We start from the raw sequence: 20,985 nt of genomic DNA, 5'->3' as shown, positions 1-20,985 counted from the left end.
CTTTTCGAACCGGCGTTTTTCGAACCGGCCCGCGCCGCCGGGTCGTTCAGGGCTTCGAGCCGTCCTGGCGGTTGAGGTAGTTGTACACGGTGAAGCGGCTGACGCCCAGGGCCGTGGCGACCGTCTCCACGCCGTGCCGGACGGTGAAGGCGCCGCGCTCCTCCAGCAGGGCCACCACCCGCTGCTTCTCCAGGCGGTCCAGCTCGGCGAGCGGACGGCCGTCGAACTGGCGGGCCATCTCGGCCAGCAGCCGGTCCAGGGCGCTGCTCAGGTGCGGTAGCCGGACGGCCAGGGCCGGGGTGCCCTCCCACTCCAGGACGACGTCCTCGGCCCGCGCCTCGTCCAGGGGGACGGGCGTCGCGCCGACCGCGTCCAGCAGCGGCTTCACGGCCGCGACGAGCGGGTGCTCCACGTGCTGCCCGCTCACGCCGTACCGCCCTCCTCGCCCAGCACGCTGACCTGGACGGAGATGCGGGTCGCCCCGGCGTCCAGGGTCTCGCGGAGCAGCTTGGTCACGGCGGCGAGCACCTGCTCGGCCTCGCCCTCGGCGCCGGTCCCGAACGGGCCGACCGAGACGTCCAGGCCGGCCGCGTCGACGGCCTCGCGGGCCGCCACGGCGTGCGCCGGGAACGTGTCCAGTTCGAACGGTTCTGTCGTGAACTCCACCATCAATCGCACGTGCTCACTCTAGCGAGCGGCCCCGGGGCGGGGCAGGGCCCGGCGCGGGCGCGGCGTCCGGCTGCTTCAACAAATTGTTGCGAGGGGCCTTGACACTCCTCCGGGCATCCGGAGATGCTTCCACCACACAGAATCCATCTTCCGCATCGTGGAAATCATCGATGGCGGAAGAGCCGCAAGAGAGTGCGGAAGAGAGTGAGAGGTGAAGGACGTGACGGCAGCCGCCAGACACAGCTTCACGGTCAACCTGTCGATCCTGTTCGGCGAACTCCCGCTGCTGGAACGCCCCGCCGCGGCCGCGGCCGCCGGCTTCACCGCCGCCGAACTGTGGTGGCCCTTCGGAGCCGAGCACCGGCCCGCGCAGGCCGAACTCGACGCGCTGCGCAAGGCGTTCACCGACGCGGGCGTGCGCCTCACGGGCCTCAACCTCGTCGACGACCTCAGCCTCGGCGCCCGGGGCACGGTCTCGCTGCCCGCCGAACGCGAGCGCTTCCGCGCCAACGTCCCGGTCGCCGCCGAGCTCGCCTCCTCCCTCGGCGCCACCGCCCTCAACGCCCTGTACGGCAACCGGATCGCCGGTGCCGACCCGGCCGAACAGGACGCCCTCGCCCTGGAGAACCTGGTGATCGCGGCGAGGGCCGCCCACGAGATCGGCGCCGTCCTCCTGGTCGAGGCCCTCAACGCGATCGAGTCCCCCGACTACCCGCTGGTGACCTCCGCCGCCGCCGTCGAGGTGGTCGACCGGGTCAACGCCGCCACCGGCCTGGGCAACGCCCGCTTCCTGTGCGACCTCTACCACCTGGCCCGGGGCGGTGAGGACCTGGCGGCCGTCATCGACGCGTACGCCGACCGCATCGGCCACGTCCAGATCGCCGACACCCCCGGCCGGGGCGAACCCGGCACGGGCGAGCTGGACTTCGAGGACCTCTTCGCCCGGCTCTCCGCCGCCGGGTACTCCGGCCCGATCGGCCTGGAGTACCGGCCCGCGGGCGGCGCCGGCTCGGACGCCTTCGCCTGGCTGCCGCGCGAGCTGCGTGCCTCCAGGTAGCCGGGGCCGAGCCGCGTAGCCGGCACCCAGCCGCCCGGCCCGGACCGGGCCACTCCCTCCCTCACGTAAGGAACCACGCGATGAGCCGCAAGATCGCCTTCGTCGGCCTCGGCATCATGGGCAGGCCCATGGCCGTCAACCTCCTCAAGGCCGGTCACCGGGTGACCGGGTTCGACCTCTCCCCGGCCTCCGTCGAAGCCGTGGTCGCGGCCGGTGGCCAGGGTGCCGGAAGCATCGCCGAGGCGGTGGCGGAGGCCGAGGTCGTCATCACGATGGTCCCGGCCGACCCGCACGTGGAGGCCGTCATCCTCGGCGAGGGCGGCGTCCTGGAGAACGTCCGCCCGGGCACCCTGCTGATCGACATGTCCTCGATCACCCCGCAGACCTCGATCAAGGTCGGCAGGGCCGCCGCCGAGAAGGGCGTGCGCACCCTGGACGCCCCGGTCTCCGGCGGCGAGGCGGGCGCCGTCGAGGCCGTTCTGTCGATCATGGTCGGCGGCGAGGCGGCCGACTTCGCCGAGGCCAAGCCCCTGTTCGACGCGCTGGGCACCACCGTCGTCCACGTCGGCCCCGCCGGCGCCGGGCAGACCGTCAAGGCCGCCAACCAGCTGATCGTCGCCGTCAACATCCAGGTGCTCGCCGAGGCCGTGGTGTTCCTGGAGAACGCGGGCGTGGACCTCACCGCCGCCCTGGACGTGCTCGGCGGGGGCCTGGCCGGGTCCACCGTGCTCGACCGCAAGCGCGAGAACATGCTCAAGCGCGAGTTCGCCCCCGGCTTCCGGATCGACCTGCACCACAAGGACATGGGCATCGTCACCGACGCCGCCCGCGCCGTGGGCGCCGCGCTGCCCGTCGGCGCCGTGGTCGCCCAGCTCGTCGCCTCCGCCCGCGCCAACGGCGACGGCTCGCTCGACCACTCCGCCCTGCTGCGCGGCGTCGAGCGGCTCTCGGGGCGCGAGGTCGCGTAGTCCCACGGGCCTCACAGGCTCCTCCTGGCGGCGTGTACCCATCCGGTCGTGCCCGCGCCGCCAGGAGGCACAACCCGACCGGTGGACGGACCGGGGCTCATCCGCCCGTCCGCCGGTCGACCCGACGCAGCGGCGGGGCCGCCGCCGGGCCTGATCCGGGCCCGGCCCGCGCCGAAGCCGGGGCTGGACCCGCGGCACGACCCACGGCACGATCAGGGGCACGCCGACGAACCACCGCCAGACCGTACGGAAGTGAGGACCGCGCCATGCCCGTCACCCCCCACCAGGGTCATGTGGTCGTAGCTCCCGACAAGTTCAAGGGCACCCTGGAGGGCGCCGAGGCCGCCGCCCGGATCGCCGCCGGCATCCGCCGCGCCGCGCCCGGCACCGAGGTGCGCGAACTGCCCGTCGCCGACGGCGGCGAGGGCACCCTGGCCGCCGCGCTGGCCGCCGGGTTCGCCCGCGTGCCCGTCAAGGTGGCCGGGCCGACCGGGCTGCCGGTGGACGCGGCGCTCGCCGTCCACGGGGACACCGCCGTGGTCGAACTGGCCCAGGCGTGCGGCCTCGCCCGGCTCCCCGGCGGCCGCACCGCCCCGCTCACCGCCGGCTCCTACGGCGTCGGCCAGCTGATCGGCCGGGCGCTCGCCCAGGGCGCCGAGCGGATCGTGCTGGGCCTGGGCGGCAGTGCGAGCACGGACGGGGGCGCCGGCATGCTGCAGGCCCTCGGGGTCCGGCTGCTGGACGCCGAGGGCGTCGAACTGCCGTCCGGGGGAGAGGCGTTGCGCCGACTGGCCGAGATCGACCCCGGCCCGCTGGCCGAGGTGCTGGCCGGGGTGGAGATCGTCGTCGCCTGCGACGTGGACAACCCGCTGCTCGGCCCGCGCGGAGCGGCGGCCGTCTACGGACCGCAGAAGGGCGCGGAGGACGAGGAGCTGGCCGTCCTGGAGGAGGGGCTGACGCGCTTCGCCGACCAGGTCGCCGCGCTGACCGGGCGCGACGTGCGCGAGGCCTCCGGCGCCGGGGCCGCGGGCGGGGTGGGCTTCGCCGCCCTCGCCCTGCTGGGCGCCACCATGCGGCCCGGCATCGAGCTGCTGCTCGAACTGCTGGGCTTCGACGCGGCCGTGCGGGGGGCACGCCTCGTCGTCACCGGCGAGGGCTGTCTGGACGCCCAGACGCTCCACGGCAAGGCCCCCGCCGGGGTCGCCGCCGCCGCCGCCCGGGCGGGGATCCGGGTGGCGGCGGTGGCGGGGAGGCTGGAGCTGTCCGAGGCCGAGTGGCGCTCGGCGGGCTTCGCCGCCGCGATCGCGCTGACCGACCTGGCCGAGGAGCCGGGGGACAGCCTGACCAGGGCCGGTGAGCTCGCCGAGGTGGCGGGGGAGCGGCTGGCGGCCGAGCTGCTGACGCGCTGATCGACTCCCCGTTCGGGGCCCGCACTCTCGTACGTTCCTCCATTGACGTTTTGTTGAAGGCGGGCCTAGGCTCCCGGCAATCCTTCGGTTCCACCTTGCTCCAGTGCGCCCACCGAGGGCCCCAACGGCCCTGCCACCCGGCGCTGTTCGGCGTGCCCGCTTCTCCTCTCCTCCTACGCACCCTCGTCCTGGTTTCGGAGGCCCCATGTCTGTCAGCACGCCCGTGGTGATCCGCTCCCTGAGGGTGGTCCTGCCCGAGGGTGAGCGCCCCGCGGACGTCCTGGTCCGGGACGGGCGGATCGCCCGGATCGCCGCCCACGGCACGCTGGCCGTGGACCGGACCGTCGACCACCCGGCGCAGCTCGTCGACCTCGGCTCCACCGCCCTGCTGCCCGGCCTGGTCGACACCCACGTGCACGTCAACGAACCCGGCCGCACCGAGTGGGAGGGCTTCGCCAGCGCCACCCGGGCCGCCGCCGCCGGAGGCGTCACCACGATCGTCGACATGCCCCTCAACTCGATCCCGCCCACCGTCACCGTCGAGGCGCTCGCCCTCAAGCGCAAGGCGGCCGAGGGGCGCGCCTTCGTCGACCTCGGCTTCTGGGGCGGCGCGATCCCCGGCAACACCGCCGATCTCGAACCCCTGCACCACGCGGGCGTGTTCGGCTTCAAGAGCTTCCTCGCCCCCTCCGGCGTCGACGAGTTCCCGCACGTCGAACCGCCGGACCTCGAAGCCGCGCTCGCCGAGCAGGCCAGGATCGGCGCGATGGCGATCATCCACGCCGAGGACCCGGCCGTGCTCGCCGCCGCACCGCAGCAACCCGGCGGCCGCTACCGGGACTTCCTCGCCTCGCGCCCCGCCGAGGCGGAGACCGGCGCCGTCGCCCGCCTGCTGGAGGCCGCCCGGCGCACCGGCGCCCGGGTGCACGTCCTGCACGTCTCCTCCTCCGCCGTCCTGCCGCTGCTGCGCCGGGCCCGCGAGGAGGGCGTCCGGGTGAGCGCCGAGACCTGCCCGCACTACCTGACCCTCGCCGCCGAACAGGTGCCGGACGGCGACACCGCCTTCAAGTGCTGTCCGCCGATCCGCGACGAGTCCAACCGCGACGCGCTCTGGCAGGCCCTGGCCGACGGGGAGTTCACCGCCGTCGTCTCCGACCACTCGCCCTCCACCCCCGACCTCAAGCTGCTGCCCGAGTACGGCGGCAGCGGGGACTTCGCCGCCGCCTGGGGCGGCATCGCCTCCCTGCAACTGGGCCTGCCCGCCGTCTGGACGGAGGCCCGCCGCCGCGGCCACACCCTGGCCGAGGTGGTGCGCTGGATGTCGGCGGGGCCGGCCGAACTGGTGGGCCTCTCCGCCGTCAAGGGCGCCATCGCGGTGGGCCGCGACGCCGACCTGGTCGCCTTCGACCCCGAGGCCGAATTCGCCGTCCGGGCCCACGCGTTGCACCACCGCAACCCCGTCACCCCGTATGCGGGGCGGACGTTGGCCGGCGCCGTGCGCACCACCTGGCTGCGCGGCCGGGAGGTCGACACCGGCCCCGGCGCCGAACCCTTCGGCCGGCTGCTGACCCGCCCGGTCAACCCCAGCCCCGCCAACCCCCGCCCCGCCAACTCCATTTCGCCCCAAGCCTTCTGAGGAGAGCCAGTGACCACTGCCGACACCCCGGGCGCCCCGTTCACCGAGCTGGTCAACCTGGCCTCCCGGCTGCTCGGCGCGGGCGTCGTCGCCACCAACGAGGACACGTTCGCGGACGCCGAGAACCTGCTGGTCGCCAGGCCCGCCGAGTTCCGCCCGCACACCTTCGGCCACAAGGGCCAGATCATGGACGGCTGGGAGTCCAAGCGCCGCCGAGGCGTCTCCGCCGGGCAGCCGCACCCCACCGACGAGGACCACGACTGGACGATCGTACGGCTCGGCGCCGCCGGTGTGATCCGCGGCGTGATCGTCGACACCGCGCACTTCACCGGCAACTACCCCGAGAGCGCCGTCGTCGAGGCCGCCTCCGTACCCGGCCACCCCTCGCCCGAGGAGGCGCGGGCCGCCGACTGGACCGTCATCGTGCCGCGCACCCCCCTGCGCGGGGACACCGTCCACGAGTTCGCCGTCGCCGACGACACCCGCTACACCCACGTGCGGCTCTGCATCTACCCGGACGGCGGCGTCGCCCGGCTGCGGGTGTACGGCGAGGTGCTGCCCGACCCGCGCGAACTGGACGGCCTCACCTTCGACCTGGCCGCCCAGGAGTACGGCGGCGTCGCCGAGGCCGCCTCCGACCGCTACTTCTCCTCCCCGCACAACCTGAACGCTCCCGGTCGCGCCACCGTCATGGGCGACGGCTGGGAGACCCGGCGTCGGCGCGACAAGGCCAACGACTGGGTGCAGATCGCCCTGGCCGGGGGCGGTGAGGTCCTGGCCGCCGAGGTGGACACCTCCCACTTCGTCGCCAATGCCCCCGGCTGGGCCGACCTGATCGGCTTCGACGCCTCGAGCGGACGCAGCCCGGCGGAGGGCGACTGGTTCGAACTCCTGCCCCGCACCCGCCTCCAGCCCGACACCCGGCACCGCTTCCGGCTGCCCGCCGGCCGTCCGGTCACCCACGTGCGGATCAACGTCCACCCGGACGGCGGGCTCGCCCGCCTGCGGCTCACCGGCCGCCTCACCGGGCCCGGCCGTGCGGCGCTCGCCCTGCGCTGGTTCGACGCCCTCCCCGCCGCCGAGGCCCGCGCCGCCCTCACCGAGGCCGGCCTGACCGGCGAGGACGCCGACGCGCTGACCGCCGCCCGCCCGCTGGCGCGGGGCGGCGTGGCCTCGCGGGCCCTCGCGGCGCTGGCACCCGCCGCCCGAGAGGCGGCGGCGGGCCTGCTGGGCCCCTGAGCCCGCTCCCTGCGATCGGCCGACTCCCCCTCCACGCACCGCCTGTATCGACATCCGAAGGACCCTCCATGTCCAAGATCCTGACCACGGAGTCCGGCGCGCCCGTCGCCGACAACCAGAACTCGGCCTCGGCCGGCGCGTACGGACCGCTGCTGATCCAGGACCAGCACCTGCTGGAGAAGCTGGCCCGGTTCAACCGCGAGCGCATCCCGGAGCGCGTCGTGCACGCCCGCGGCTCCGGCGCCTACGGCTACTTCGAGGTCACCGACGAGGTGACGCCGTACACCCGCGCGGCCTTCCTCTCCGCGGTCGGCAAGCGCACCGAGGTGTTCCTGCGCTTCTCCACCGTCGCGGGCAACCTCGGTGCCAGCGACGCGGTGCGCGACCCGCGCGGCTTCGCGCTGAAGTTCTACACCGAGGACGGAAACTACGACCTCGTCGGCAACAACACCCCGGTGTTCTTCATCAAGGACCCGGTCAAGTTCCCCGACTTCATCCACTCGCAGAAGCGCGACCCCTACACCGGTGTGCAGGAGGCGGACAACGTCTGGGACTTCTGGGCCCACTCGCCCGCCTCCACCCACCAGATCACCTGGCTCTTCGGCGACCGCGGCATCCCCGCCTCCTACCGGCACATGAACGGCTACGGCTCGCACACCTATCAGTGGGTCAACGCCGAGGGCGAGGCGTACTGGGTGAAGTACCACTTCAAGACCAACCAGGGCGTCCGCTCCCTGGACGGCGAGCAGGCCGCCGAGGTGGTCGGCGCCGACGCCGACTCGCACCAGCGCGACCTCCACCAGGCCATCGAGCGCGGGGTGTTCCCCTCCTGGACGCTGTACGTCCAGCTGATGCCCGTCGCCGAGGCCGCCGACTACCGCTTCAACCCCTTCGACCTCACCAAGGTGTGGCCGCACGCCGACTACCCGCTGGTCAAGGTCGGCCGCCTGGTGCTCAACCGCAACCCGGAGAACGTCTTCGCCGAGGTCGAGCAGGCCGCGTTCTCGCCGAACAACTTCGTGCCCGGCATCGGCCCCTCCCCGGACAAGATGCTCCAGGGCCGGCTGTTCGCCTACGCCGACGCCCAGCGCTACCGCCTCGGCGTCAACCACACCCAGCTGCCGGTCAACGCCCCGCGCGCCACCGAGGCGAACAACTACGGCCGCGACGGCCTCGGCGCGCTCAACAGGGGCGGCCGGGAGAAGAACTACGAGCCCAACTCCTTCGACGGGCCCGCCCAGACGGACGCCCCGCTGGCCGCCCCCGTCCGGGTGGAGGGCCACACCGGTACCTCCGTCACCCCGGCGCACAGCAAGGACGACGACTTCTTCCAGGCCGGGGAGCTGTACCGGCTGATGTCGGAGGGGGAGAAGGGCCGGCTGATCGGCAACATCGCGGGCTTCCTGGCGCAGGTCTCCCGCGACGACGTCGTCGAGCGGAACCTCGCCCACTTCCGGGCCGCCGACGAGGAGTACGGCGCCCGGCTGGAGGCGGCGGTCGCCGAGCTCCGTGCGGGCGACGAGGGCTGACACTCCGCCGGAGTCGGCCGCCGGGCCTCTGCGTCTCCGGCGGCCTCTTCGACCTCTTCGGCTTCTTCGGTCCGGGGCATTCTCGTGGGTGGTACGGCGACTGCACGGAATGTTCACCGATATTCACGGACAGCAGTTGCCGGGCCGTCGCGCTCGATAGGCTGGAGGGTGCCCGCGGTCGCTCCGTGGGGGACATCGGAAGGGGACGACATGTCGACACCAGCCACGGGTCGTCACGCCGCACTGGACCAGGGCCTCAGCGGCCCGTTCACCTCCCTGCGGTACGCCCTCAGACTGCTGGAGGCGGTCGACCGGCACCCGGACGGTGCGACGCTGGTCGCCCTCGCCCGGGAGACCTCCCTCGGCCTGCCCACCGTGCGCCGGCTCGCCGAGCTGCTGGAGGTCGAGGGCTACCTCCAGTGCCAGGACGGCGGTTGGGTGCTCGGCGGCACCTTCGCACTGCTGGGGCAGCACAACCGGGAGCAGCTGGTCAAGGCCCGCCTCAACCGCAAACTCGCCGAGCTGCGCGACGAGTTGGGTGCGGCCGTCTACTTCAGCCGGTACCACGACGGGGAGTTGTCGGTGGAGGCCGTCTCGGCCGCCGACCACGCGCCCGCCGTCCAGGAGTGGGTGGACTTCCGGGCCACGGCGCACGCCAGTGCGATCGGCAAGTGCCTGCTCGGCCAGCTCGACGCCGACGCCCTGCGTGACCACCTCTCCCGCCACCCGGTGGCCCGGCTCACCTCCCGTACCGTCACCGACGCCGACCAGCTGATGCACCGGCTGGAGCGGCAGCCGGCCACCGTGCCGGTGCTGGACCTCCAGGAGTACGCCCTGGGCACGGTGTGCGCGGCCGTGCCGATCACGGCGGGCAGCACGGTCGGCTGTCTGGCCACCTCGATGCCGGCGGACAACCTGCACAAGCTGAAGGCCGCCGCCGAACTGCTGGCGGCCCGGGCGGCGCCGCTGATGCTGGCGATGGCGGTCTGAGGACCCTCCTCGACGGGCCCTGTTCGGACGTTTCCCGTCCGGCGGGGTCCGTTCGCTTTCCGGTTGCGCTCCGGTTGCGTTCCAGCTGCTTTCGCGGGCCTTTCGTTTCCGATCGATTGGCATCGGCACCCCGGTCACTTATTAGACTCGATGTCGATAAGGGTGGTCGAAACTCTTGTCCCGGGAGCTACCCGCGAGTACGTTGCCCAGAGTCGAGCCGTCGCCCCCAGGTCAGGAGGGCCCCTCATGCCCCGAACCACCCCCGTCCCCGCCCTCGCCGCCCCCGCCGCGCGCGTGCACGACAGTCTCGTGCTGGAACCCCGGGACGTCCGCTTCGACTGGGCCCAGCTGCCGCTGCACTGGATTCCCGACGAGCCCATGGCCACCCACGTCATCAACGTCCTGCACCTGCTGCTGCCCGAGGGCGAGCGCTGGTTCGTCAAGGTGTTCAAGGAGGCGCTGCCGCTCATCCGGGACGAGGAACTGCGCGAGGAGGTCCTCGGGTTCATCGGGCAGGAGGCGATCCACGCCGAGGCGCACCAGGAGGTCCTCGACCACATGCTCGGCCAGGGGCTCGACCCGCGCCCGTACGTGCGTCAGATCGCCTGGCTCTTCCAGCGGGTCCTCGGGGACAAGCCCGGGCTGTCGGCCCGGCGGCGGCGCGAGAACGTCATCGAGCGGGTCGCCTTCATCGCGGCCATCGAGCACTTCACCGCCTTCCTCGGCGACTGGGCCCTCAACTCCCCGGGCCTGGACCGGGCGCAGGCCGACCCGACGATGCTCGACCTGCTGCGCTGGCACGGCGCCGAGGAGGTCGAGCACCGCAGCGTCGCCTTCGACCTGCTGGTCCACCTCGACCCGGGCTACGTGCGCCGGGTGCGGGGGATGCTCGTCTCGGGCCCCCTGCTCGTGCACCTGTGGGTGCGCGGCGCCCGCTTCCTCCTCGCCGCGGACCCGACCCTCCACGGCCGGCTCAGGCCCACCTGGCGCGAGGCCGGCCGCATCGCCCGCCGCGGGCTGCTGCCCGACCCGATCCGCTCGGTGCGCTCCGGGCTGCGCTACCTTCGCCCCGGCTACCACCCCACCCAGGAGGGGTCCTCCAGCCAGGCCATCGGCTACCTCGCCACCTCCCCGGCCGCCCGCGCCGCCGCCGGGCGCTGACAGCCGTCGGCGAACGGCTAACGACGAACAGCTAACGGCGAACGGCGAACGGATGACAGCGAACAGCGAACAGATGTCAGCTGACGAAAACCGTTCGCCGACATCTGACATCTGACATCTGCCATTCGACATCTGAAACCCGTCTGCTGAAACCCGTCACCCCCGACCCCACCCCAAGGACCCGCCCCGGATGGACCTGCTCACCCCGCCCCCCGACCTCTACGGCCGCCCCCGCGCCGACACCTTCATGCGCCGGCTCACCGCCTTCGCCGACCGCTACAGCCCCGCCCTGGGCTCGCCCCTCCTGCGCCGCAACCCGCGCCGCCCGTACAGCCGCCCCACCCCGCTGCTGCAGCTCGTCGTCACCGGCCGCCGCACCCTCGCCGCCGACGTCGTCGAGCTGACGCTCGCCGACCCCTCCGGCGGCCCCCTGCCCCACTGGCAGCCCGGCGCCCACCTGCGCCTGGCCCTGCCCTCCGGCCGCGAGCGCCACTACTCCCTCAGCGGGGACCCGGCCGACCGCACTGCCTACCGCATCGCCGTTCGCCGCCTGCCGGGCGGAGGCGGAGGTTCCGTCGAGGTCCACGACGCCCTCCACCCCGGCCGCCGGGTCACCGCCCGCCGCCCCCGCAACGGCTTCGCCTTCTGCGCCGAACCCGCCGTCCTGCTCCTCGCCGGCGGCATCGGCATCACCCCGCTGCTGCCCATGGCCCGCGAGGCGCAGCGCCACGGCCTCGACTGGCACCTCGTCCACGTCGGCCGCAGCGCCGACACCCTCCCGTACGCCGACGAGCTGCGCGCCCTCGACCCCCGACGCGTCCTGCTGCGCACCGACGACGAGCACGCCGGCGTCCCCACCGGCGCCGAACTGCTCGCCCACGCCCCGCGCGGCGCCGCCGTCTACTGCTGCGGCCCGGCCCCGATGCTCGCCGCCGTCCAGGGCGCCCTGGAGGAGTCCCCGGCCGCCTCCCTGCACTTCGAGCGCTTCGGCGCCGCCCCGGTCACCGGCGGCGCGCCCTTCGCGGTGCGCCTCGGCGCGGACGGCCCGACGCTCGACGTCCCCGCCGACCGCTCCGCCCTGGACGTGCTGCGCGAGCGGCGCCCGGACCTGCCGTACTCCTGTCACCAGGGCTTCTGCGGCACCTGCGAGGTCCGCGTGCTGTCCGGCACCCCCGAGCACCGGGATCGCCGCCTCACCCCCGACCGCCGCGAGGCCGGCGCCCTGCTGCCCTGCGTCTCCCGGGCCGCCGAGGGCGAGACCCTCGTCCTCGACCTCTAGAAGGAGAAGCCCCCCGATGGCAGCGACCCCCGCCTTCCGCTACACCGAGCGCGACCTCGCCCGCTTCCGCGAGACCCAGCAACTCGCCTACCACTGCGCCGAACAGGTCGCCGCCTGGATCGAGCCCGGCGTCACCGAGCGCCAGGCCACCGCCGAGCTGCGCCGCCGCCTGGTCGCCGCCGGGGTGCAGGACTTCTTCCACGTCCCCTTCGCCTGGTTCGGCGACCGTACGGCGTTCCGCCACTTCCACACCCCGCTGCAGTTCTTCGCCGGCAACCGCCGCCTGGAGGAGGGCATGCCGTACGTCCTGGACTGCGCCCCGGTCGTGGACGGCTACACCGCCGACATCGGCTACGGCGGCAAGGTCGGCGAGAACAGGGTCTGGGACCGCCTCGCCGCCGACCTCCAGGTCTACCGCGAGCTGATCCTCGCCGAGGTCCGCGCCCGCAAGCCGCTGAACGAGGTGTACGCCGCCGTCGACGCCCAGATCGCCGCCCACGGCTACGACAACCGCCACCAGGTGTACCCGGGCCGGGTGATCGGCCACCAGGTGACCCGCAACACCGCCCGCGGCCCGGCCGGGGTGAACGTGTTCGGCTTCGGCGTGCGCACCCTTCAGACCCTCGGCCGCGAGCTCATCTCCGAGCGACTGCACGGCCGTTCACCCCTGTGGGCGGACGGCCGCTCCTCCCGGCACGCCCCCACCCCGGGCCTGTGGGCGGTCGAGCCGCACATCGGCTTCCGCGGCGTGGGCATCAAGTTCGAGGAACTGCTGGTGGTCACCGAGGACGACGCCTACTGGCTCGACGACGACCTCCCGCACGTCCGCCGCTGGACCGGTACCGACACCGGCGCGAAGATCGACGCGACCGAAGCCACCGCCGAGCCCGCCGAGCCCGCCGAGGAGCCCGCCCGATGAGCAGCACCCCGCCCGTCCGCCGCCGGACCGTCCACTCCGGCGGCCTGCCCCTGGCCGTCTTCGAGCAGGGCGACCCGGACGCCCCCACCGTCCTGCTCGTCCACGGCTACCCCGACACCCACGTCGTGTGGGACGAGATCGCCGCCGATCTCGCCCGCGACCACCACGTCGTGCGCTACGACGTCCGCGGCGCCGGCGAGTCCGCCGCCCCCGCGGGCCGGGACGGCTACCGCCTGGAGCACCTCGCCGCCGACCTGTTCGCCGTCGCCGACGCCGTCAGCCCCGACCGCCCGGTGCACCTGCTCGCCCACGACTGGGGCTCCGTCCAGTCCTGGGAGGCCGTCACCGCGCCCGGCGCCGAGAGCCGGATCGCCTCCTACACCACCATGTCCGGCCCGAGCCTGGACCACATGGGCCACTGGCTGCGCCACCGCCTGCGCCGCCCCACCCCGCGCCACCTGCGCCAGATGCTGAACCAGGGCCTGCACTCCTGGTACATCACCGCCTTCCACCTGCCCTACCTCGCCCCCGGCGTCTGGCGCCTGGGCCTGGCCCGCGCCTGGCCGAGGGTGCTGCGCGACCTCGAGCACGTCACCCCCCGCGCCGGCCACCCGCAGCCCACCCTGCGCCGCGACGCCGTCCGCGGCATCGAGCTGTACCGCGCCAACTTCCGCCCCACGATGGGAAGTCCGCGCGAGCGGCGCACCGAGGTGCCGGTCCAGCTGATCACCCTCACCCGGGACCGCTACGTCGCGCCCTTCCTCTCCGAGGGGCTCGAACGCTGGGTGCCGAACCTGACGCGACGCACACTGCACGCCGGCCACTGGTCGGCGCTGCTGGAGAAGGGAGCCACCGTGGCCGGCCTGGTCCGCGAGTTCACCGCCCGCATCGAGCAGGGCGGTTCACCGGAGAAGGACGGCCGCCTGGTCGTCGTCACCGGAGGCGGCAGCGGCATCGGACGGGCCACCGCGCTCGCCTTCGCCGAGGAGGGCGCCCGCGTCGTGGTCTGCGACCTCGACCTGCCCGCCGCCGAGCGCACCGCCGAACTCGCCTCCCTGATCGGCCCGCAGGCCCACGCCTACCGGGTGGACGTCTCCGACGGCGCCGCGATGGACGCGTTCGCCCAGCAGGTCGCCGCCGAGCACGGCGTGCCCGACGTGATGGTCAACAACGCCGGCATCGGCCACTCCGGCACCTTCCTGCAGACCACCGAGAAGGAGTGGCAGCGCGTCCTGGACGTCAACCTGTGGGGCGTCATCCACGGCTGCCGCGCCTTCGGCACCCTGATGGCCGACCGCGGCCGGGGCGGCCACCTGGTCAACGTCTCCTCGGCCGCCGCCTACCTGCCCTCCAAGGCGCTCACCGCCTACGCCACCAGCAAGGCCGCCGTCTTCATGCTCTCCGACTGCCTGCGCGCGGAGTTCGTCGAGCACGGCATCGGCGTCTCCACCATCTGCCCCGGCATCGTCAACACCAACATCACCCACACCTCCACCTTCTCCGCCACCACCGCCACCGAACAGGCCGCCAAGCAGGCCCGGGCGGCCCGCCTCTACGCCCGCCGCGGCTTCCCGCCGGAGAAGGTCGCCGCCGCGATCGTGGGCGCCGTGCGCAGCGGCAAGCCCGTCGTCCCCGTCACCCCCGAGGCCAAGGCCGCCCGCTTCCTGAGCCGCCTCAGCCCGGGCCTGCTGCGCCTGGCGGCGCGCCTCAATGTCACCTGAAACCCTGGGAGTCGCAGGAACCCGCCAGACCCCGAGGAGCGCACGGCGCCACCCGTACGCTCCATCGGCAGGTCATCGACAGGTCGCCGACAGGTCGTCGGCAGGTCGCCGGCAGGTCACCGACGAGGGGAACAGGGACCAGCCCCGCCGCTTCGACCTGGGGGCCTCCTCGTACGATGCCTTCCATGGAGGAGATGACAACCGCTCTGTGGTCCTTCGCCCTCGTCGTGGGGCTGTTCACGCTCACGCCCGGGATCGACACCGCGCTGATCCTGCGGACGTCCGCGCTGGGGCACCGGCGGCAGGCGTGGGGGGTGGTGCTCGGGGTGCAGACCGGGTGTCTGCTGTGGGGGACGCTGACGTCGGCCGGGGTGACGGCGCTGCTGACCGCCTCGCAGGTGGCGTACGAGATCCTGCGGTGGGCCGGGGCGGCCTATCTGGTGTGGATCGGTGTGGGCCTGCTGCGCAGCCGCGCCGGTGGGGCGGCGGACGAGGAGGGCGGGCCGGCCGAGGGCGGGTTCGTGTACGGGTGGCGGCGCGGTACGGTCACCAATCTGCTCAACCCCAAGGTCGGCGTGTTCTACGTGGCCGTGCTGCCGCAGTTCATCCCGGCCGGGGTGCCGCACTTCGCCGCCGGTGTGGCACTGACCTGCGTCCACGTCGTGGAGGGCGTGCTGTGGTCGGCCGTCCTGGTCGCCTTCGCCCGGGCCCTGGGCGGCTGGTTGCGCCGTCCGGCCGCCCGGCGCCTGATGGACCGGGTGACCGGCACGGTCGTGATGGGTCTCGGTGTCAGGCTGGCGCTGGACTAGCGTCGGCCGCCGCGAGCCGCTTCAGTCCCTCGGCGAGGTCGTCGGCGTTCATGCACGGGTACAGCTCGACCTCGGCGCCGAGCTGTACCCAGAACGGCTCGCAGGTGGTGACGACGGACGGTTCGTCCTCCAGGTCGACGATCAGCACCATCGAGCGGCGGCCGTTGCGGGCGTGGAAGTAGGAAGCCTCGGGCTTGAGTTGGCCGAGGATCTGTTGGATGGCCTGGGCGGCCGTGCCGTCCTTGATGAGTTTGTTCGTGGTCTCGGTGTCGAGGTCGATCTCCAGCAGGGCACGCATGATCCCCTGCTCCTTCCCCGGGCTCGGGGCGAGTCCGCAACTCCAGCCTCCCGCCGCTGCGGTGGCCACGCAACGTGACGCGGTTCAGGCGGCGTGCGCCCCGGGCGCCGCGCCGTCGTCCTCGGCGGGGCGCGCGGCGTCGTGGTGGATCGGCCCCTCGCCCGCGCTCAGCGGCAGGCAGCTGCCGCCGCGCCGGTGGGCGACGATCTCGGCGGCGACGGAGACGGCCGTCTCCTCCGGGGTGCGCGCGCCCAGGTCGAGGCCGATGGGGGAGCGCAGCCGGGCCAGTTCGGTGTCGGTGAGGCCGGCCTCGCGCAGTTTGGCCAGCCGTTCGCGGTGGGTGCGCCGCGAGCCCATGGCCCCGACGTAGCCGACGGGCAGCCGCAGGGCGCGCTCCAGCAGCGGGACGTCGAACTTGGCGTCGTGGGTGAGCACGCACAGCACGGTGCGCCCGTCGATCCGGCCGAGCTGGGAGTCCAGGTAGCGGTGGGGCCAGTCGACGACCACCTCGTCCGCGTCGGGGAAGCGCCGCTTCGTCGCGAAGACGGGACGGGCGTCGCAGACGGTGACCCGGTAGCCGAGGAAGGCGCCGATCCGCGCCACCGAGGCGGCGAAGTCGATCGCCCCGAAGACCAGCATCCTGGGCGCGGGCACGTAGGACTCGACGAAGCAGGTGACGGTGCCGTGCCCGTGCTCGTCGCAGGGCCGCCCGTCGAGGCCGAGGACGAGCTGCCCGGTGCGCCCGGCGTCCAGCATGGCGCGGGCCTCGGCGGCGATGGCCCGCTCGAGCGGGCCGACGGTGGACGGCCCGACGGCCAGCGCCCCGTGCTGCCCGGTGGCGGTGACGGCCAGGGCCGCGCCGACGAGGTCGCCGGGCCCGGCGATGACGCGGGCGAGGGCGACGGGCTCGCCGTCGGAGATGAGCGCGAAGGCCGCGTCCAGGGCGGTGTCGGCGCCGGGGACGACGGGCTGCACGAACACGTCGAGGACTCCGCCGCAGGTCAGCCCGACGGCGAAGGCGTCCTCGTCGCTGTACCCGAAGCGTTCGAGCACCGGCTCGCCGCTCTCGACGGCCGCCCGGCACAGCTCGTACACCGCGCCCTCCACGCACCCGCCGGAGACGCTGCCCACCGCCTCGCCGTCAGCGCCGACGGCCAGCGCCGCCCCGGGATCGCGCGGGGCGCTGCCCGTCACCCCGACGACGGTGGCCACGGCGAACGCGCGCCCGGCCGCGTGCCAGGCCCGTAGCTGTTCGGCGATGTCCTGCATGACGTACCGCTCTCCTCACACATGGTCGACAGTAGCGGGGGCGCCGCCGTACGGGAAACGATCCCGTACGGCGGCGGGTGCCGGGGGGAACGCCCAGCCGGAACGATCTACTGAACGCCCAGCCACGACTTCACGGGCGTCAGCGCGAAGTACCCGACGAAGACGAGGGTCAGCACCCACATCAGCACCCCGGGCTCGCGCCACCGCCCCCGTCCGGCCTTGATCACGGTGTACGAGACGACCCCGGCCGCCACGCCCGCGGTGATGCTGTACGTGAACGGCATCAGTACGCAGGTCAGGAACGCGGGGACGGCGACGTCCCGGTCCGCCCAGTCGATGTGGCGGGCCTGGCTCATCATCATCGCGCCGATCACCACCAGCGCCGCCGAGGCGACCTCCACGGGGACGATCCCGGCCAGCGGCGAGAAGAACAGCATCAGCGCGAACAGCGAGCCGGTGACGACGGAGGCGAGCCCGGTGCGGGCGCCGTCGCCGACGCCGGTCGCGGATTCGACGAACACCGTCTGTCCGGAGGCGCCCGCCAGGCCCCCGACCGCGCCGCCGGCGCCGTCGACGAGCAGCGCCCGGGAGAGGCCGGGCATCCGGCCGCGGTCGTCCGCGAGCCCGGCCTCGGTGCCGACGCCGATGATGGTGGCCATGGCGTCGAAGAACCCGGCGAGGACGAGGGTGAACACGGCGACGGAGGCGCTGATCGCCCCCATCCCCCCGCCGCCCGAGCCCTGCGCGCCGAAGGCGCCGAACAGGTCGATGTGGCCGAAGAGTCCGAAGTCGGGGGCGGAGACCGGACTTCCCGGCCATACGGGCACGGAGCTCTTCCACTCCGAGGCGGGCACGTGGGCCAGCCTGTTGACGGCCACGGCGAGCACCGTCCCGCCGGCGATGCCGAGCAGGATCGCGCCCCGGACGCCGCGCGCCATCAGCACGAAGATCGCCAGCAGGGTGGCGCAGAAGACCAGCACCGGCCAGCCGGTCAGCTCCCCGGCGGGGCCGAGGGAGAGCGGGGTGGGCCCGCCGGTGTGCACGAACCCGGCCTTGTAGAGGCCGATGACGGTGACGAACAGGCCGATGCCGATGGTGATGGCGTGCTTGAGCGGCAGCGGGATCCCGTTCATGATCCTCTCGCGCAGCCCTGAGACCACCAGCAGCACGATCAGCAGCCCGTAGATCACGCACAGGCCCATGGCCTGCGGCCAGGTGGTGTGCGGCACGACGAGCGCGGAGACGGCGCCGGAGACGGACAGTCCGGCGGCCAGCGCCAGCGGCACGTTGCCGACCAAGCCCATCAGCAGGGTGGTGACGGCGGCGGCGAAGGCCGTGGCGGTGGTCAGCGCGGCGTGGTCGAGCTTGGCGCCGGTGACGTCGGCGCCGCCGAGGATGAGCGGGTTGAGCAGGATGATGTAGGCCATCGCCATGAACGTGGTGAGTCCACCGCGCAGTTCGGAGGCGAGGGTCGATCCCCGGGCGGAGATCTTGAAATAGGCGTCCAGAGCTCCGGTGGGTATCCGGGTCATGTCCACTCCCAAGTGTCAATGGGGGTTGGGGTGGGCGAGCCGACCTGACGGCTCGTCAACTCCGGACGGCGGTGCAGGGGGACGCTTCGGCTCACGATGGGTGGGGGTGTTCGGTGGCGTCGCCGCGCGCCCCGGCGTGGGCGCACGGCGACGGCAACTCCCGGAGCTAGCCGGGCTGTTCGGTGGTCAGGTGTTCCGGCCGGACGGGAATCCGGTTCAGGGCCAGACCGGTGGCGTTGCGGATCGCCGCCACGATCGAGGGCGTCGCCGAGACGGTCGGCGCCTCGCCGACCCCGCGCAGCCCGTACGGCGCGTGGGGGTCGGGCAGTTCGAGGATCTCCACCGGGATCGGCGGGGTGTCCAGGATGGTGGGGATGAGGTAGTCGGTGAAGGAGGCGTTGCGCACCTTGCCGTCCTTCACGATGATCTCCTCCATCACCGCGAGCCCGAGCGCCTGCGTGCAGCCGCCCTGGATCTGGCCGACGACGGAGAGCGGGTTGAGCGCCCGGCCGACGTCCTGGACGGCGGTCAGTTCGACGACCTTGACCAGGCCCAGCTCCACGTCCACGTCGACGACGGCGCGGTTGGCGCAGAAGGTGTACTGGACGTGGCCGAAGCCCTGCCCGGTGACCTTGTCGAACGCCTCGGTGGGCCGGTGGTGGTGCTCGCGGGTGAGGTCGATCGCCTCGTCCCCGAGCAGGTCCACGACGGAGGTGAGCACGCCCGCGCTCGCCGAGACGACCTTGCCGCCGGCCAGCGAGAGGTCCTGCTGCGTCCAGCCGTAGCGCCGGCGCCCCTTGTCGATCAGCTCGTGCCGTACGGCCTCGGCGGCCAGCTTCACCGCGCCGCCGGTCATGTACGTCTGGCGCGAGGCGGAGGTCGAACCGGCCGATCCCACCTCGGTGTTGGCGGGGTGGATGGTGACCCGTTCCACGCCCAGCTCGGTGCGGGCGATCTGCGCGTGCACGGTGACGCCGCCCTGCCCGACCTCGGCCATCGCGGTGTGCACCAGGGCGACGGGCTCGCCGCCGATCACCTCCAGCCGCACCCGGGCGGTGGAGTAGTCGTCGAAGCCCTCGGAGAAGCCGACGTTCTTGATGCCGACGGAGTACCCGACCCCGCGCACGATGCCCTCGCCGTGCGAGGTGTTGGAGAGCGCGCCGGGCAGCCGCCGCACGTCCGGGTGATCCGTGTCCAGCGGCGGAGGCAGCGGCATGTCCTTGACGCGGCGCAGCAGTTCGGCCACCGGCGCGGGCGCGTCGATCTCCTGCCCGGTCGGCATCCGGTCGCCCTGGGTGACGGCGTTGAGCTGCCTCAACTCGACCGGGTCCATGCCGAGTTCGGCCGCCAGCTTGTCCATCTGCGACTCGTAGCCGAAGGCCGCCTGCACCGCCCCGAAGCCGCGCATCGCCCCGCAGGAGGGGTTGTTGCTGTAGAGCGCGACGGCGTGCATCCGCACGTTGGGGATGACGTACGGGCCGTGCCCGAGCGAGGCCGCGTTGCCGACCACGGCCGGCGAGGCGGAGGCGTACGCGCCGCCGTCCAGCACGATCCGGCAGTCCGCGTAGACCAGCTTGCCGTCGCGGGTGGCGCCGTGCTCGTAGTGCATCCGCGCCGGGTGGCGGTGGACGTGGCCGAAGAAGGACTCGTCCCGGGAGTAGACGATCTTGACGGGCTTGCCGGTGTGCAGCGCCAGCAGGCAGGCGTGGATCTGCATCGACAGGTCCTCGCGGCCGCCGAAGGCCCCGCCCACCCCGGCCAGGGTCAGGCGGACCTTCTCCTCCGGCAGGTCGAGCACCGGGGCCATCTGCTGGCGGTCCACGTGCAGCCACTGGGTGGCGATGTACAGGTCGACGCCGCCGTCCTCGGCCGGCACGGCCAGGCCCGACTCGGGGCCCAGGAACGCCTGGTCCTGCATGCCGACCTCGTAGTCCCCGCTGACCACGACGTCCGCCAGGGCCCGCACCTCCTCGCTGACGCCGAGGCCCGAGACGAGGTGCTGCTCGTGGCAGATGTTGCCGTGCGCGTGGGACTTGTACTCGTGGGGCTCGTGCACGTACCCGTAGGTCTCCGGGTGAAGACACTGCTCCTCGGTCACGATCGGGTCGAGCACCTCGTACTCGACGGCGATCCTGGCCACCGCCCGCCGGGCCGTCTCCGGGTGGTCGGCGGCGACCAGGGCGATCGCCTCGCCGTGGTAGCGGACCTTGTCGATCGCCAGCGCGGGCTGGTCCGCGATCTCCAGGCCGTAGTACTTGGCGCCGGGGATGTCCTCGTGGGTGAGCACCGCGTACACCCCGGGCACCTTCAGCGCCTCGGAGATGTCCACGGACAGGATGTTCGCCCGGGGGTGCGGCGAGCGCAGGGCCATGCCCCAGAGCATGTCCTCGTGCCACAGGTCGGAGGAGTACGCGAACTCGCCGCGCACCTTGAGCGCCCCGTCCGGGCGCAGCGGCGAGCCGCCGATGCCGTCCCCGGCCGCCTGGTGGATGTTCTGCAG

At 73.5% G+C, this 20,985-nt stretch carries 18 protein-coding genes; 12 read left to right on the top strand and 6 right to left on the bottom strand.

Translation table 11 applies throughout. The features are described from left to right. Positions 1–46: 46 nt before the first annotated feature. Positions 47–427 (bottom strand): helix-turn-helix domain-containing protein, encoded by a 381-nt coding sequence (locus ACIBCA_RS07915; RefSeq protein WP_396281971.1) that lies wholly within the window; start codon positions 425–427, stop codon positions 47–49. Beyond that, entirely contained in the window at positions 424–669 is a 246-nt protein-coding gene (locus ACIBCA_RS07910) for a thiamine-binding protein (RefSeq protein WP_396282392.1), read from the bottom strand. Before ACIBCA_RS07910 ends, ACIBCA_RS07915 begins: the two co-directional genes overlap by 4 nt. Positions 670–880: 211 nt before the next feature. On the opposite strand from ACIBCA_RS07910, the gene ACIBCA_RS07905 reads away from it, so the two are divergent. The 12 genes from ACIBCA_RS07905 (at position 881) to ACIBCA_RS07850 (ending at position 15,386) form a co-directional block, all read left to right on the top strand. Next, positions 881–1,726 (top strand): hydroxypyruvate isomerase family protein, encoded by an 846-nt coding sequence (locus tag ACIBCA_RS07905; RefSeq protein ID WP_396281970.1) that lies wholly within the window; start codon positions 881–883, stop codon positions 1,724–1,726. Between the two features lie 80 nt (positions 1,727–1,806). Continuing rightward, a complete protein-coding gene (locus ACIBCA_RS07900) occupies positions 1,807–2,694 on the top strand; it encodes a 2-hydroxy-3-oxopropionate reductase (protein WP_396281969.1) in 888 nt (295 codons plus the stop codon). 266 nt (positions 2,695–2,960) lie between these two features. After that, a complete protein-coding gene (locus tag ACIBCA_RS07895; RefSeq protein ID WP_396281968.1) occupies positions 2,961–4,103 on the top strand; it encodes a glycerate kinase in 1,143 nt (380 codons plus the stop codon). A 205-nt stretch (positions 4,104–4,308) separates the two neighbouring features. Then, entirely contained in the window at positions 4,309–5,739 is a 1,431-nt protein-coding gene (gene allB / locus ACIBCA_RS07890) for an allantoinase AllB (protein ID WP_396281967.1), read from the top strand. Between the two features lie 9 nt (positions 5,740–5,748). Then, on the top strand, positions 5,749–6,978 hold the full coding sequence (gene alc, locus ACIBCA_RS07885) for an allantoicase (RefSeq protein WP_396281966.1): 1,230 nt from the start codon (positions 5,749–5,751) through the stop codon (positions 6,976–6,978). A 68-nt stretch (positions 6,979–7,046) separates the two neighbouring features. Next, on the top strand, positions 7,047–8,507 hold the full coding sequence (locus ACIBCA_RS07880) for a catalase (RefSeq protein ID WP_396281965.1): 1,461 nt from the start codon (positions 7,047–7,049) through the stop codon (positions 8,505–8,507). A gap of 210 nt (positions 8,508–8,717) precedes the next feature. Then, on the top strand, positions 8,718–9,497 hold the full coding sequence (locus ACIBCA_RS07875; protein ID WP_396281964.1) for an IclR family transcriptional regulator: 780 nt from the start codon (positions 8,718–8,720) through the stop codon (positions 9,495–9,497). A 246-nt stretch (positions 9,498–9,743) separates the two neighbouring features. Further along, complete coding sequence (locus ACIBCA_RS07870; RefSeq protein WP_396281963.1) at positions 9,744–10,658, top strand: metal-dependent hydrolase; 915 nt, start codon at positions 9,744–9,746, stop codon at positions 10,656–10,658. A 190-nt stretch (positions 10,659–10,848) separates the two neighbouring features. After that, complete coding sequence (locus ACIBCA_RS07865) at positions 10,849–11,937, top strand: PDR/VanB family oxidoreductase (protein ID WP_396281962.1); 1,089 nt, start codon at positions 10,849–10,851, stop codon at positions 11,935–11,937. 16 nt (positions 11,938–11,953) lie between these two features. After that, the gene (locus ACIBCA_RS07860) at positions 11,954–12,856 is read left to right on the top strand and encodes a M24 family metallopeptidase (protein WP_396281961.1); all 903 of its coding nucleotides are present in this window, start codon (positions 11,954–11,956) and stop codon (positions 12,854–12,856) included. Then, complete coding sequence (locus tag ACIBCA_RS07855) at positions 12,853–14,577, top strand: SDR family oxidoreductase (RefSeq protein WP_396281960.1); 1,725 nt, start codon at positions 12,853–12,855, stop codon at positions 14,575–14,577. Before ACIBCA_RS07860 ends, ACIBCA_RS07855 begins: the two co-directional genes overlap by 4 nt. 194 nt (positions 14,578–14,771) lie before the next feature. Further along, complete coding sequence (locus ACIBCA_RS07850) at positions 14,772–15,386, top strand: LysE family translocator (protein ID WP_396282391.1); 615 nt, start codon at positions 14,772–14,774, stop codon at positions 15,384–15,386. On the opposite strand, the gene ACIBCA_RS07845 is transcribed toward ACIBCA_RS07850, so the two are convergent. The 4 genes from ACIBCA_RS07845 to pucD all read right to left on the bottom strand — a co-directional run bounded on the left by ACIBCA_RS07845 (position 15,367) and on the right by pucD (position 20,985). Next, entirely contained in the window at positions 15,367–15,684 is a 318-nt protein-coding gene (locus ACIBCA_RS07845; RefSeq protein ID WP_396281959.1) for a hypothetical protein, read from the bottom strand. The genes ACIBCA_RS07850 and ACIBCA_RS07845 overlap by 20 nt on opposite strands. Positions 15,685–15,768: 84 nt before the next feature. Further along, positions 15,769–16,953, bottom strand: a complete 1,185-nt coding sequence (locus tag ACIBCA_RS07840) for an XdhC family protein (protein ID WP_396281958.1) — start codon at positions 16,951–16,953, stop codon at positions 15,769–15,771. A 107-nt stretch (positions 16,954–17,060) separates the two neighbouring features. Further along, positions 17,061–18,485, bottom strand: coding sequence for an NCS2 family permease (locus ACIBCA_RS07835; RefSeq protein WP_396281957.1), 1,425 nt, complete (start codon positions 18,483–18,485; stop codon positions 17,061–17,063). A gap of 166 nt (positions 18,486–18,651) precedes the next feature. Beyond that, positions 18,652–20,985 (bottom strand): xanthine dehydrogenase subunit D, encoded by a 2,334-nt coding sequence (gene pucD, locus ACIBCA_RS07830; RefSeq protein ID WP_396282390.1) that lies wholly within the window; start codon positions 20,983–20,985, stop codon positions 18,652–18,654.

Source organism: Kitasatospora sp. NPDC051170 (assembly GCF_044455705.1).
GTDB lineage: Bacteria > Actinomycetota > Actinomycetes > Streptomycetales > Streptomycetaceae > Kitasatospora.
Note: the sequence above shows the minus strand (reverse complement) of the source record. Positions and strands in the feature narration are given on the sequence as shown.

What these genes read in the sequence shown, in the direction of transcription:
- ACIBCA_RS07855 (WP_396281960.1), top strand. Translation starts at nt 12,853, where the DNA reads ATGAGCAGCACCCCGCCCGTCCGCCGCCGGACCGTCCACTCCGGCGGC.
- ACIBCA_RS07880 (WP_396281965.1), top strand. Translation starts at nt 7,047, where the DNA reads ATGTCCAAGATCCTGACCACGGAGTCCGGCGCGCCCGTCGCCGACAAC.
- ACIBCA_RS07850 (WP_396282391.1), top strand. Translation starts at nt 14,772, where the DNA reads ATGACAACCGCTCTGTGGTCCTTCGCCCTCGTCGTGGGGCTGTTCACG.
- ACIBCA_RS07870 (WP_396281963.1), top strand. Translation starts at nt 9,744, where the DNA reads ATGCCCCGAACCACCCCCGTCCCCGCCCTCGCCGCCCCCGCCGCGCGC.
- ACIBCA_RS07860 (WP_396281961.1), top strand. Translation starts at nt 11,954, where the DNA reads ATGGCAGCGACCCCCGCCTTCCGCTACACCGAGCGCGACCTCGCCCGC.
- ACIBCA_RS07845 (WP_396281959.1), bottom strand. Translation starts at nt 15,684, where the DNA reads ATGCGTGCCCTGCTGGAGATCGACCTCGACACCGAGACCACGAACAAA.
- ACIBCA_RS07900 (WP_396281969.1), top strand. Translation starts at nt 1,807, where the DNA reads ATGAGCCGCAAGATCGCCTTCGTCGGCCTCGGCATCATGGGCAGGCCC.
- ACIBCA_RS07875 (WP_396281964.1), top strand. Translation starts at nt 8,718, where the DNA reads ATGTCGACACCAGCCACGGGTCGTCACGCCGCACTGGACCAGGGCCTC.
- ACIBCA_RS07865 (WP_396281962.1), top strand. Translation starts at nt 10,849, where the DNA reads ATGGACCTGCTCACCCCGCCCCCCGACCTCTACGGCCGCCCCCGCGCC.
- ACIBCA_RS07895 (WP_396281968.1), top strand. Translation starts at nt 2,961, where the DNA reads ATGCCCGTCACCCCCCACCAGGGTCATGTGGTCGTAGCTCCCGACAAG.
- ACIBCA_RS07840 (WP_396281958.1), bottom strand. Translation starts at nt 16,953, where the DNA reads ATGCAGGACATCGCCGAACAGCTACGGGCCTGGCACGCGGCCGGGCGC.
- ACIBCA_RS07910 (WP_396282392.1), bottom strand. Translation starts at nt 669, where the DNA reads ATGGTGGAGTTCACGACAGAACCGTTCGAACTGGACACGTTCCCGGCG.
- ACIBCA_RS07835 (WP_396281957.1), bottom strand. Translation starts at nt 18,485, where the DNA reads ATGACCCGGATACCCACCGGAGCTCTGGACGCCTATTTCAAGATCTCC.
- allB (WP_396281967.1), top strand. Translation starts at nt 4,309, where the DNA reads ATGTCTGTCAGCACGCCCGTGGTGATCCGCTCCCTGAGGGTGGTCCTG.